Source organism: Megamonas rupellensis DSM 19944, assembly GCF_000378365.1.
Classification (GTDB): Bacteria; Bacillota; Negativicutes; order Selenomonadales; family Selenomonadaceae; genus Megamonas; species Megamonas funiformis.
The window spans coordinates 46,175-60,003 of sequence record NZ_KB899570.1; the positions used below are offsets into that span (position 1 = coordinate 46,175).

The 13,829-nt window shown below is 34.1% G+C and carries 10 protein-coding genes and 1 riboswitch; of the genes, 4 read left to right on the forward strand and 6 right to left on the reverse strand.

What is annotated here, in order from left to right; translation table 11 throughout:
• Positions 1 to 111 precede the first annotated feature (111 nt).
• Positions 112 to 774 carry a C40 family peptidase gene (locus F553_RS0102930; protein ID WP_018998925.1) on the reverse strand — a complete coding sequence of 221 codons (663 nt, stop codon included), beginning with the start codon at positions 772 to 774 and terminating at the stop codon, positions 112 to 114.
• A gap of 6 nt (positions 775 to 780) precedes the next feature.
• Positions 781 to 938: riboswitch (cyclic di-AMP (ydaO/yuaA leader) on the reverse strand.
• A 251-nt stretch (positions 939 to 1,189) separates the two neighbouring features.
• On the opposite strand from F553_RS0102930, the gene hrcA reads away from it, so the two are divergent.
• The 4 genes from hrcA (at position 1,190) to dnaJ (ending at position 6,047) form a co-directional block, all read left to right on the forward strand.
• Positions 1,190 to 2,215 carry a heat-inducible transcriptional repressor HrcA gene (gene hrcA, locus F553_RS0102935; RefSeq protein ID WP_018998926.1) on the forward strand — a complete coding sequence of 342 codons (1,026 nt, stop codon included), beginning with the start codon at positions 1,190 to 1,192 and terminating at the stop codon, positions 2,213 to 2,215.
• A 48-nt stretch (positions 2,216 to 2,263) separates the two neighbouring features.
• Positions 2,264 to 2,842 (forward strand): nucleotide exchange factor GrpE, encoded by a 579-nt coding sequence (grpE, locus tag F553_RS0102940; protein WP_018998927.1) that lies wholly within the window; start codon positions 2,264 to 2,266, stop codon positions 2,840 to 2,842.
• 90 nt (positions 2,843 to 2,932) lie between these two features.
• Entirely contained in the window at positions 2,933 to 4,780 is a 1,848-nt protein-coding gene (dnaK, locus tag F553_RS0102945) for a molecular chaperone DnaK (protein ID WP_018998928.1), read from the forward strand.
• A 109-nt stretch (positions 4,781 to 4,889) separates the two neighbouring features.
• Entirely contained in the window at positions 4,890 to 6,047 is a 1,158-nt protein-coding gene (gene dnaJ, locus F553_RS0102950; RefSeq protein WP_018998929.1) for a molecular chaperone DnaJ, read from the forward strand.
• Positions 6,048 to 6,088: 41 nt separating this feature from the next.
• On the opposite strand, the gene csaB is transcribed toward dnaJ, so the two are convergent.
• From csaB to secA, 5 genes are all read right to left on the reverse strand, one after another.
• Positions 6,089 to 7,186: a polysaccharide pyruvyl transferase CsaB gene (csaB, locus tag F553_RS0102955; protein WP_018998930.1), complete on the reverse strand. Its 1,098-nt coding sequence runs from the start codon at positions 7,184 to 7,186 to the stop codon at positions 6,089 to 6,091.
• Positions 7,179 to 9,233 carry a DUF5693 family protein gene (locus F553_RS0102960; protein ID WP_018998931.1) on the reverse strand — a complete coding sequence of 685 codons (2,055 nt, stop codon included), beginning with the start codon at positions 9,231 to 9,233 and terminating at the stop codon, positions 7,179 to 7,181. The genes csaB and F553_RS0102960 overlap by 8 nt, the downstream gene beginning before the upstream one ends.
• Positions 9,234 to 9,253: 20 nt before the next feature.
• Entirely contained in the window at positions 9,254 to 9,943 is a 690-nt protein-coding gene (locus tag F553_RS0102965; RefSeq protein WP_018998932.1) for an LmeA family phospholipid-binding protein, read from the reverse strand.
• Between the two features lie 19 nt (positions 9,944 to 9,962).
• A protein-coding gene (gene prfB / locus F553_RS0102970; protein ID WP_177159371.1) for a peptide chain release factor 2 occupies positions 9,963 to 11,070 on the reverse strand; the annotation gives its coding sequence in 2 pieces (ribosomal slippage) (positions 9,963 to 11,000 and positions 11,002 to 11,070; 1,107 coding nt in all).
• A 108-nt stretch (positions 11,071 to 11,178) separates the two neighbouring features.
• Positions 11,179 to 13,689, reverse strand: a complete 2,511-nt coding sequence (gene secA / locus F553_RS0102975) for a preprotein translocase subunit SecA (protein WP_018998933.1) — start codon at positions 13,687 to 13,689, stop codon at positions 11,179 to 11,181.
• Between the last annotated feature and the right edge of the window lie 140 nt (positions 13,690 to 13,829).

A 13,829-nucleotide genomic window follows, 5' to 3' on the forward strand; every position in this document is an offset into this window, starting at 1 on the left:
TTTTCACTTCACTTTCTTTAATTTATGCTTTTATTTATTTTTATAAAGAAAAAAGGAGACCTATCGTCTCCTTTGTATTAAATTAAATTATGTTTAATTTAATTTATGTAATTATAAAACTCTACGTGCTCCAATATAGCAAGATGCCCAATAAGAACTACTTAAAGAATCGACAACTACTCCACGGCTAGAGGAAGCATTAATAAAATTACCATCACCCATATAGATACCTACATGAGATGCTCCATAAGTATAAGTAGAGAAAAATACTAAATCACCAGGCATAAGGTTATCATAAGATACTGGTGTACCTATTTCAAATTGTACATCTGCTGTACGTGGAAGAGAAATACCAGCTGTAGCAAAAACATAACGCGTAAAACCAGAACAATCAAAACCGCTTGGAGTTGTACCACCAAATACATATGGCACGCCAATATAATTCAAAGATGAATTAATGATACGTTTTGCAATGTAATTAGAACTACGGCTTACTACAGGCATGTTACGTCCCATCAATGCTTGATATGTCATAGCGCCAACTAAACCATCATTATCCAAACCATTAGCTGATTGGAATGCTGCCACTGCAGCTTGTGTAGCTGGACCGAAATCTCCATCTGCTGTTACATCATAACCCTGACTTGCCAATGCTGCTTGAATTTCAGCGATTTCTGCACCTTGGTCTCCTAAACGGAAAGAAGATGCGCTAGCAATAGCACTCATACAGATCAAACACAAAGATAAAACTAAAACACGGACAACTTTACTCAAAAAAAAGACTCCTCTCAAAATCGCCTACGAGGTTAGCTGACGGGTTAGGACAGAGAAGGAAAGACTATCCATCTAAAATTTCAGTAAATTCTACCAAAATAAATTAGATTCACCCCAAAAAATTGGTTCTCCCGCTCCTGAGCTGGATTCGGCTTTCTATTTTTATTTTTTTATTACGCTCATAATCTATATTTTACACTATTTTATTAAAAACCTCAACCTATAATCAATAATTTTTATCATTTAGTTTAGTTTCTATATAATAACTAAACTAATTTCAACTGTTTTTATTATACTTAAGAAATTTTTTATTTAATTAAACAAAAGACATTGACATTTTGTCTAAATAGTGATACATTCTTAATTAGAAGTTAGCACTCACTATTATAGAGTGCTAACAATAGGGGTGAAAGAAATGCTAGATGAAAGAAAGCAACGCATTCTCCGAGCCATTGTAGATGACTATATATCTACTGCAGAGCCAATAGGCTCCCGAACAATTGCTAAGAAATATAGTTTGGGAATTAGCCCTGCGACAATTCGTAATGAAATGGCAGATTTAGAGACACTTGGTTATATCAAGCATCTCCATACCTCATCTGGGCGTATCCCCTCATCAAAAGGTTATCGTTTTTATGTTGATGACTTATTAACATTAGAACAAATGTCGGAGAATGAGATATCTCTTATCAATAATTGGTATGCTACTAAAGTACGTTCTGTTGAAGAAATTTTCCGTGAAACTTCACGTATAATCTCTCAACTGACAAAAAATGTATCTTTAGTTTTAGCTCCACAATTAACGCAAACAGCTTTTCAGTATTTGCGATTTTTACCACTTAATGAACATCAAGTAATAGCTGTCATCATGACAGATGCTGGTTTTATTGATAACAAAATTATCGATATTCCAAGTGGTGTTTCTTTTGAGGATTTTGATAATATCGCTAGTATCTTTAATCATTATCTCAAAGGTAAGCGTCTATCAGATATTAGTATGGCATCAATTCGTAAAATTCGTGGTGAAACTGTTAATTCCACAGTTTTCAATGCTATCATTAATATTATAGATGAAGCATTAGCCAAAGATAAGCAAGAACGACTTTATCTAGGTGGTGCAAGAGAATTAATGGAACAGCCTGAATTTCATAATATAGATAAAGTAAAAAAATTATTATCTATGTTTGAAGAAAAACAACTTTTATATGATATTTTGCATGCACAAAAAGATGAAAGTTTAGCTGTTACCATTGGTCAAGAAAACAAATATAATGATATTAAAGACTGTAGTATTATCAGTGCCACATATCATTTAGATGGTAAACCAATTGCCACATTAGCTGTTTTAGGTCCAACACGTATGGATTATGGCAAAATAATTTCTTTATTAAAATTTATGAATGCTAATCTTGCTGATATTTTCCATAGATTTCATTTGTAATCTATAAAGATTAAACTATTTATTATTAACTAAGAAGGTGGTTGATTCATGGCTACTCCAGAAGAAACTAAAGAAACTATGCAGACTGAAATTACTTCTGATAACGAAGTTAAAGAAACAGTAGAAGAAACTACTAATGAGACTGCTGTAGAAAATGATGAAGCAACTTTTGATACAATAAAAAAAGAACTTGAAGCTCAAAAAGAATTATTACAGCAAAGCGAAGACCACTATAAAAGATTGCAAGCTGATTTTGCAAACTTCCGTCGTCGCAATGAAAAAGAACGTGAAGAATTATCTAGTGTAGTCCTTCAAGGATTAATTAAAGATTTATTACCTATCATTGATAATTTTGAACGTGCTTTAGCTGTTGAAGGAGCTGCTGGGACTCCTCTTCATGATGGAATTTCCATGGTTTACAACCAATTAATGGAATCTTTGAAGAAAAATGGTCTTGAAGTTATTAAAGCTGCTGGTGAAAAATTTGATCCTAATTTCCATCAAGCTGTAATGCGCGTTCAAGACCCTGAAAAAGAAGATGATACCATCGAAGAAGAATTCCAAAAAGGTTATATGGTACAAGGTCGAGTAATTCGCCCAAGTATGGTAAAAGTTGTAGCTAATTAATCATTTAATTAACTATAATTAATATAAAATATTTTATTAAATTGCATAACACTTATATTTATATATAGATGTTTTTAGGAGGAATTTATAATGTCCAAAGTAATTGGTATTGACTTAGGTACTACTAACTCTGTAGTCGCTGTTATGGAAGGTGGCGAACCTACAGTTATTACAAACCCAGAAGGTAGCAGACTTACTCCTTCAGTTGTAGGTTTCACAAAAGATGGTGAACGTCTTGTAGGTCAACTTGCAAAACGTCAAGCCGTTTCCAATCCAGATAGAACAATCGCTTCAATCAAACGTCATATGGGCGAAGTTAATTATAAAGTAAATATTGATGGTAAATCTTATACTCCACCAGAAATTTCTGCTATGGTTCTTCAAAAATTAAAAGCTGATGCAGAAAAATATCTTGGCGAAAAAGTAACTCAAGCAGTTATCACTGTTCCTGCTTACTTCAACGATAGCCAACGTCAAGCAACTAAAGATGCTGGTAAAATCGCAGGTCTTGATGTTCTTCGTATCGTAAACGAACCAACTGCTGCTGCTCTTGCTTATGGTCTTGATAAAGGCGAAGATGGTACAATCTTAGTATTCGACTTAGGTGGCGGTACATTCGATGTATCTATCCTCGAACTTGGTGATGGCGTATTTGAAGTAAAATCCACTAATGGTAATACTCATTTAGGTGGCGATGACTTTGACCATGCAGTAATGAATTGGATGGTAGAAGAATTCAAAAAATCCAACGGCATTGACTTATCTCAAGATAAAATGAGTGCTCAACGTCTTATCGAAGCTGCTGAAAAAGCAAAAATCGAACTTTCCAGCATGACTTCTACAAATATCAACTTACCATTCATCACTGCTGATGCAACAGGTCCAAAACACTTAGATTTAACTCTTACTCGTGCAAAATTTGATGAATTAACAGCAGATCTTGTTGAAGCTACAATCGAACCAACTCGTAAAGCTATGGCTGATGCTGGTTTATCCGTTTCTGAAATCGATAAAATCATCTTAGTTGGTGGTTCTAGCCGTATCCCTGCTGTTCAAGAAGCTATTAGAAAATATCTTGGTAAAGAACCAAATCATGGTGTAAACCCTGATGAATGCGTTGCAGTAGGTGCAGCTATTCAAGCTGGTATCTTAGCTGGTGAAGTTAAAGACGTATTACTTCTTGATGTAACTCCACTTTCCTTAGGTATTGAAACATTAGGTGGTATTTGCACAAAAATCATTGAAAGAAATACTACTATTCCTACTTCTAAGAGCCAAGTATTCTCTACAGCTGCTGATAATCAGCCTGCAGTTAGCATTCATGTTCTTCAAGGTGAACGTGAAATGGCAGCAGATAACAAAACTCTCGGTCGTTTCGATTTAACAGACATTCCACCAGCTCCAAGAGGAGTTCCTCAGATCGAAGTTAAATTCGATATTGATGCTAACGGTATCGTTCATGTATCTGCAAAAGACCTCGGTACTGGTAAAGAACAAAATATCACTATTCAATCTGATAGCGGTATGAGCAAAGAAGATATCGACCGCATGGTTAAAGAAGCTCAAGCTCATGAAGCTGAAGATAAAAAACGTAAAGAAGAAGTAGAAACTAGAAATAATGCTGATTCTTTAGTATTCCAAGCTGAAAAAGTAATCAAAGATTTAGGCGATAAAGCTGATGCTAATACTGTAGCTAAAGTAAAAGATGGCATTGAAGGCGTTAAAAATGCTCTCAAAGGTACAGATATCGAAGCAATCAAAAAAGCTATGGAAGAATTACAAAAACCTCTTTATGAATTAAGCGCAGCTGCATATCAGCAGGCTCAGCAAGCTCAACAACAAGCTGGCGGAGCAGGTGCTAATGCACAGCAACAGACTCAGACAAAAGATGATGACAATGTTGTTGACGCTGATTTTAAAGATGTAACTGATAAATAATTTAAGTTTAATTAATATAAGAAATTCGATGCACATAACTCCAGTTAATCCTTAGCTGGAGTTATGTCAATTAAGCATAAAATCTTTATTTAGGTTTAGGTGGTGCAAAGTGAGTACAAAACGCGATTATTATGAAGTCTTAGGCGTAAATAAAAATGCTACAGAAGCAGAAATAAAAAAAGCCTACAAAAAAATGGCTCGAAAATATCACCCTGACCTCAATCGTGATAATCCTAAAGAAGCCGAAGAAAAATTCAAAGAAGTAAATGAAGCTTATGAAGTTTTATCCAATCCACAGAAAAAAGCTCAATATGACCAATTTGGTCATGCAGCTTTTGATGGTACTGGTGGAGCTGGCGGTGGCTTTGGCGGTTTCGGCGGTTTTGGTCAAGGTGGCTTTGGTGGAGAAGGTTTTGGCGATATCTTTGACATGTTCTTTGGTGGCGGTGGTGCTGGCGGTTCTGCTCGCCGTCGTGGCCCAGAACGTGGTTCTGATTTACGCTATAATTTATCTATTTCCTTTGAAGAAGCTGCATTTGGTAAAACAGTAGAACTCAATATTCCTCGTACAGAAAAATGTTCTAGCTGTAATGGTACAGGTGCTGCTGCTGGTACCCATCCTGAAACTTGCCCTGATTGCCATGGTACAGGTCAAGCACAATTCACTCAAAATACACCATTTGGTCGCATGGTAAATCAGCGTACTTGTTCCCGTTGCAGTGGTACAGGTGAAATCGTTAAAACACCATGTAAAGATTGTAATGGTAAAGGTGTTAAATCTGTTCGCTCTAAAGTTGAAGTTAAAATCCCTGCTGGCGTAGATACTGGAAACCGTATCCGCGTAGCTGGCGAAGGTGAAGCAGGTGTTCGTGGCGGATCTACTGGTGATTTATATGTATATATCACAGTAAAAGACCATAAATTCTTCAAACGTGAAGGCACTGAAATCATCTGCGAAGTTCCTATCACTTTTGTACAAGCTTCCTTAGGCGATACTATAGAAGTACCAACTCTTGATGGTAAAGTAGAAATGAAAATACCAGCTGGTATTCAGTCTGGTACAATAATGCGCTTAAAAGGAAAAGGTATCCCATTCCTTCGCGGTGCTGGTCGTGGCGATCAACATGTTCGCATTAAAGTTTTAACTCCACAAAAACTTACCGACAGACAAAAAGAACTTCTTCGTGAATTTGCTGGTATTAAAAATGATAAAGCAAATCCAGAACAAGAAAGCTTCTTTAAGACTTTAAAAAATCTCTTTAAATAAAAAAATGACTCCTAGTAATTATAACTAGGAGTCATTTTTTATTATTTATTTTTATCTATAAATTCTAAAGCCATTTCCGCATTTGACCTTGCTAAACTACGCAATTTAGCCATTCGCTTCAAATTCTGATTGCGATATATTTCTTTATTATTCCATTTAGCATTAATTTCTTGCATCAAAGCTTCCACTGTTACATTTTCTAAATCGCCTACAACATCTTCATCAATGGATTTTAAAAATCTATCAATTTTAGGATCATATGATATACCTATCATTGGTGTGCCCATCACACCTGCAAAAATCAATGCATGAAGGCGAATGCCAATCATTAAATCCATATTTCCTACTAATGACATTAATTCCCTTGTTGTAAAATCTTCTTTCAAGATACATGCCGGCTGTTTCATTTTAGCTACAATTTTTTTAGCAGCCTTTACATCTTCTGGATATTGCATTGGCATAAAAACAATCTGAGCATTTAATTTCGTTACTGCTTCATCAGCCACTTCTGCTAAGACGTCTTTATAATGTTGCCATTCACGCCATTCACGCACAGATATACCAATTATCGGCTTAGTGAGTGAAATATGTGCTTTCTTAAAAATCTCTCGCCCACTTTTTTTATCTACTGCATTTATTGCTAACACTGGGTCTGCTGTAGCTTTTATTGGTGGTTTTACAATCTTAAGCATATCCAATTCTTTTAATGAATCTTTATCGCGAACTGTAATCAAAGCACTATGATTGCCAAACCATCTCATCAAGCGTCTTGCGAATTTACCATAAATAGGGCCAATACCTTGAGCATATAACATTATTGGTGTATGAACTAATTTAGCTAAAAATAATACACCCATATAATAATATAAGCTTCGACCGCTAGTTACATTTTGTAATAAGCTACCGCCACCACTTATAAGTAAATCCGCCTTTTTCAACACTTTCAAAATATCTACTACATTTAACCAATTAACTGCATCAACACTATGGCGTTTTCTTGTATATTCTGGGTCTGATGAAATAACTGTAATATGAAGTTTTGGATTAAGCTCTGAGAATACTTCTAACATTGCAGATAGCATAGCTTCATCGCCTGCATTTTTAGAACCATAATACCCAGAAATTACAATATTATTCATTCAAAGACTTACTCCTATCTGTTGAAGATGCAATATATTGCCATAAATACAATGCACCCATGACAACACAGCCTATGACAGCACCCCATAAAGCACCATCAAAACCTCTCATTAATGACATAAATACCGGCGTACGCATATGTGCAAAAGTTTCTACCATAGAACCTTGTCCAATAGTCGCTACTATAGATAAAATAAAGAAGATAGCTGCTGGCCACTTACGATACCATGCCATGATCATTATTATAAACGCTGGATGACCAATAAAAATTTCTTTTGAACGAGGTCTTGCATAAAATGCTTGTTCTAAGAAAGCTCTTATTTTCAATTCTATGCCAGGAACAGGAACGCCAGCTGTATGACCAGAACGACCGATAAAGATAACAGCTACAATCATAGCTATCAAAAATCCTACTAAAGCTTTTACAGATACAGTCATATTCAATATACGTTTAGCCTGTTCTTTAAAAGCTGGTGGTGTTAATAAATTATCACCGAATATATCAAAACGTTGCATAAAGGCTATAGCCACTAAAATAATTGGCAATACAAATGTTAACTTGATACCACGGAAGATACTCATTTCCAAGAAGAATTCTACATCAGATAAAATACCAGATAAGAACATTGCCCCCATCATAGAAACAACACTTGCACAAACAATAGCTTTCACTGCTTTTAATAATAATGGACCAAATTTTAATTTACCAATTAGACGATTTCTACGAATTACATCTAATTGACTTATCATACCAATAGCAGGGAAAACATTTGCCGCAGCTAAAGCAGCCATTATGCGAATTGTAGAGCCCTTTCCTATCAATACTGGAACAGCTGTTATTACAAAGCAAATTGCTAATAAAATATACTGTTTTTTATTTGATAAACTTGGGTAAACCAAAGAAATATACAATACACAAGCACTACAAATACCTAAAAGCATTATAACTTGCAAAATTGTATTGCCAAAAAATGGCTCAAAATGACTAGCAGGCCCAATAGTGAAACCTTTAGATTCAAGTTTTGCTTTTGTATCTGAAATATATTTCATATTTGTAGCTAATAAGGACATATCACCTTCAGGTTTTTCATAAATACGCATTAAATCTATACGTATATTACGTTCTTCATCAGTATTTGCCCAACGTTCAACAGCTACATCCATTTTCAATTTTGGCTGTTCATCTTTTGGTATAGTATATAATCTAGCGACTTTATAATCTAAACCTCTAGCAATATCATATAAACCATCTTGTGGATAAAATTGCAATTGTGTAACATGTTCAATCATACCAAGAGTGATATCTCTTTCTTTCATCAACTCAATAGTACGCTCAGTATTATGCAAACCACCTAATGTTTCAGAACCAGAAAATACTATTTCTGATATCTTATAATCTTTTAAACGGTCAAAAACTGCATTGATATCATCATCTGTTACATTCTTATAGTTACTAGGTCTAGCCAACACATAAAAACCTGCATCATTAACAGCCTTCATTTCATCAGTTGGCATACCTAAATTCATTTTTAATAACTCTGTATAATTAGCTTTTACTGCTAATATTTCTTGATTTCCTAAATCTAGAACATTTACTCTCTCTTTGCCTAAACGTCTAAATAAATCTTCTTTTACTTCTGTATATGTTTGCTTATCATGTCCTACAACATATACTTCGTCAGCTTTTATAGTACCTTTCTGAACTAAAGTACGCCATGCAGGATCACTTAAAGTTCCACTATAATAATTTTCTAGTACAGAACTACCTGCAATAGCCATAGCTTTGCCATTTTTATTCAATTTTTCAAATGTAGTTTCATATACAGCAAGTGAAGAAATGCCTGCCTGTTTTGCTTGAGATAATACTTCCTCTACTGGTATTCCTTCTAATTGAGCCAATTTAACCATATCTTCATAATCAATGGCTAAATCCACTGTCATATTTGCTTTTTCTACACTATTACGTTGAATATTTACACCAATAGCAGCTATTAGGCCAATTATTATACAAACAATCAACAAACGATTATATTTAAACTTTGTCAATCTCTATTCCACCTTACTTATTACTTATTGATGCCTGCCTCAATAAGTACTTGACCATTTTGCTGTTCTACTCTAGTAAATTTTGCACCTTCTAATGGTAATTTATCTGTTGAAACTAAGAATATATCTTTGGTGAAACTTATACCAATTTTACCAAACAATCTGTTTTCTGTATTAGCATCTGTAATGCGGAAAAGTAAATTTTTCCCTTCCACTACAATAATACCTTTTACATTGATAGTTGCTTCTTGCCCTAAGAAAGAAATTTTTCCTGTAGCTTCAACATTATCAGGTGTAATTTTTACTGCTATATCAGAAATTTTATCTACTTCTTTTGCTAATAATTGGGCTAAATTATTTTCATCGATTAGACCTGTTATTGTTAAATTATCAGCTGAGTTTATCACCAATCTACGAGCTAATAATAAATCTTGTACGCTAATCTCTATATTTTCACCCTTTAAAGATAACTCATTTAAATTTACTTTATCTAATTTTATATTTGTAGCTTCAATATCTATATTATCTACTTGACCAAATAGCATCATAAAGCTAGGTGATGTTTCTATATTGGCACTAACAGAATCAGTTTGCAAACTTCTTTCTATACGTCCAGATATTTGATTACTTATATATGTTGGTAATATATAAGTTGCACCTGCTAATGCTATTACAACTACAAGGATTAAACCAATTAATAATTTTCGCAAATTCAAGATACCTCGTATTTTAAATTATATGATTAGCTTTTGCATGTAGATAAGATTCAATAAATTTATTGATATCTCCGTCCATTACGCCTTGTGTATCACTTGTTTCTGTATTTGTTCTATGGTCTTTTACTAAGTTATATGGGTGGAATACATAAGAGCGAATCTGGCTACCCCATTCAATTTTTTGCTGGTCACCTTCAAGTGCTGCAAGTTCTTTTTCTTTCTTTTCCATTTCAAGTTCAAAAAGTCTAGCACGAAGTAAACGCAAACATTGTTCACGGTTTTGTAACTGAGAACGTTCACTTTGACATTGTGCTACAACACCTGTTGGAATATGTGTCATACGTACAGCAGAGTCAGTTTTATTGATATGCTGTCCACCAGCACCACTTGCACGATAAGTATCTACACGTACATCAGCCATATTGATATCCACTTCTACATCATCATCAATTTCTGGCATAACATCACAAGCAGAGAAAGATGTATGTCTACGGGAGTTAGCATCAAATGGAGAAATTCTAACTAAACGATGAACGCCTTTTTCTGATTTTAAATAGCCATAAGCATTATGACCTTTAATCAATAAAGTAACAGATTTTACCCCAGCTTCATCACCTGGTAATAAATCTGCTGTTTCTACGCTAAAGCCATTGCGTTCTGCCCAACGTCCATACATGCGTAATAACATCTGTGTCCAGTCTTGCGCTTCTGTTCCGCCAGCACCTGCATGTAGAGTCAAAATTGCATTATTAGCATCATATTTTCCTGATAATAATAACTCTAATTCTAACTGTTCTATAGCCTCATTGATTTCTTTAATCTCTGCTTCTACATCATCGCAAACAGTTTCATCTTTATCTTCCATGCCCATTTCCCATAAAATCTGCATTTCTTCAAATTTATGGAGAATGTTTTTATATTTGTCTACACCAGCTTTAACACCATTTAATTCTTGAGTGATTTTTTGGGCTTGGTCTGGATCGTCCCAAAAAGTAGGTTCACCCATTTTATATTCTAGCTCAGCAATTTTTTCTTCTTTGCGAGCGATGTCAAAGTGAATCCCCCATTTCAGTGAGCTTTTTTTCTATCGCTACAATCGTAGTGTGTAAATCTTCTAGCATCATTTCACTTCCTTTTTTATTTTTAACTAAAATAAATAAAATTATTTATAGGCAAAAGCTCTATTAAATTGAATAAAAATAGAGCTTTTCCTTATCATTATATATTAATTATTTATTTTTGCCACAACAGTTTTTATATTTTTTACCGCTACCACAAGGACAAAGGTCATTTCTACCTATATTATTGCTTTTTGCCTGTGGAGATTTAGAAATACTTTCACCATGATTTACAGTTGCATTTTTCAAACGGTCTTCTGGCTGTGGTTGTTCACGAACAACATTTACACGATACATCAATTTTGCAATATCTTCTTGAATATTATCGATCATTGCTTGGAACATATCATGACCTTCAATTTTATATTCAACTAATGGATTTCTTTGACCATAAGCACGCAAGCTAATACCTTCGCGAAGCATATCCATATGATCTAAATGTTCCATCCATTTATTATCTACAACTTTAAGCATAATGATGCGTTCTAAATCACGCATTACTTCACTGCCGAATAATTTTTCACGATTATCATAATTATCTTTAGCTACTTTATATAAAGTTTCTTTTAATTCATCACGACTCATCGCTTCTAATTGTTCTTTTACTAGAGTTCCTTTTGGTGCATAAATATCTTCTGCTTCTTGGATTAAACCATCTAATGTCCATTCTTCTGGATAAAGTTTTTCATTAGCATATCTATCCATCTGACTGTCAATTATACGTTTAACCATTTCAATGATATTTTCATAGAGATTTTCACCAAGTAAAATCTTACGACGTTGGTCATAAATAACTTCACGCTGTTGATTCATGACATCATCATATTCAATGACATGTTTACGAATATCGAAGTTACGTGCTTCAACTTTTTTCTGTGCCTGTTCAATGGAACGAGTAACTAATTTATGTTCAATTGGATCATCTTCACCCATGCCAAGTTTTTCCATGATATTGGCGATATTATCAGAACCAAATAGACGCATTAAATCATCTTCTAAGGATAAGAAGAAACGTGATGCACCTGGGTCACCTTGACGACCAGCACGACCACGTAACTGATTATCAATACGACGAGATTCATGACGTTCTGTACCAATTACATAAAGACCGCCAACTTCTGCTACGCCTTCACCTAAGCTGATATCTGTACCACGACCAGCCATATTAGTGGCAATAGTTACAGCACCTTTTTGACCTGCGTCTTTAATGATTTCAGCTTCCATTTCATGATATTTAGCATTTAATACTTTATGGTCGATACCTTGTCTTTTCAATTGTGCACTTACTTCTTCAGACTGAACGATAGAAGTTGTACCTACTAAGACTGGCTGACCTTTAGCATGACATTCTTTTATTGTATTGATTACTGCTTTCATTTTAGCTTTTTTAGTTTTATAAATAACATCAGGATAATCAATACGTTTAATAGGTTTATTTGTAGGTACTACAATTACTGGTAATTTATAAATCTTTAAGAATTCATTTTCCTCTGTTTTTGCTGTACCTGTCATACCAGCTAATTTTTCATACATACGGAAATAATTCTGGAAAGTGATTGTTGCTAAAGTTTGAGATTCACGCTGAATTTTTACACCTTCTTTAGCTTCAATAGCTTGATGTAAACCTTCAGAATAACGTCTACCAAACATCAAACGACCTGTAAATTCATCGACAATGACAATTTCACCATCACGAACAACATAATCGCGGTCGCGTTTCATCATTGCTTTAGCGCGAAGTGCTTGTGTAAAGCAATGAGACATTTCTATATTAGCACTATCATATAAGTTTTTAATATTTAATGCTTTTTCTACTTTTGCTACAGCAGAATCATTAGGAGAAACTGTTTTTTCTTTTTCATTTAAAACATAATCTTCTCCTTCTTTTAAATTTGCTACAGCTTTTGCCATGATAGCATACATATCAGTAGATTTTGCACCAGGACCAGAAATAATAAGTGGTGTTCTAGCTTCATCAATTAAAATACTATCTACTTCATCGATGATAGCATAATTTAATTCACGTTGTACCATCTGTTCTTTAGATACAACCATATTATCTCTTAAATAGTCAAAACCAAATTCATTATTTGTACCGAAAGTAATATCACAATTATAAGCAAATTTACGAGAAGGGAAATCCATATCATGAGTGATTAAACCAACTGTTAATCCTAAAGAACGATATAATCTACCCATCCATTCGCTATCACGTTTTGCCAAGTAATCATTAACTGTAATCATATGCACGCCTTTACCAGTTAATGCATTTAAATATACAGCTAATGTAGCTACTAATGTTTTACCTTCACCTGTACGCATTTCAGCGATTTTACCTTCATGTAGGCAAATACCACCAATCATCTGTACATCAAAATGACGCATACCAAGCACACGTCTAGAAGCTTCACGAACAGTTGCGAAAGCTTCTGGCAAAATACTATCTAAAGATTCACCATTTGCTATACGGTCTTTAAAATCACTTGTTTTTCCATATAATGAGCCATCGCTCAGCTGTTTCATTTGCGGTTCTAAAGCGTTTATTTTTTCTACAATACCGCACATACGGCGAATTTCACTTTCATTATTATCGCCTAAAAATCTTTTAATAAAGCCGAACAAAAATCTCAACCCCTAACAAAATCATATTTTAATGTAGTATAACTAAAACATCTAAATCTATTTATCCTAAAAAATCTAAGATAATTTACTATCTACAAACTAAAATATTATAGATGTAAAAATTATATACAAATAAAACT

Coding starts and splice junctions, on each gene's coding strand:
- grpE (WP_018998927.1), top strand. CDS start 2,264: ATGGCTACTCCAGAAGAAACTAAAGAAACTATGCAGACTGAAATTACT.
- dnaK (WP_018998928.1), top strand. CDS start 2,933: ATGTCCAAAGTAATTGGTATTGACTTAGGTACTACTAACTCTGTAGTC.
- csaB (WP_018998930.1), bottom strand. CDS start 7,186: ATGAATAATATTGTAATTTCTGGGTATTATGGTTCTAAAAATGCAGGC.
- hrcA (WP_018998926.1), top strand. CDS start 1,190: ATGCTAGATGAAAGAAAGCAACGCATTCTCCGAGCCATTGTAGATGAC.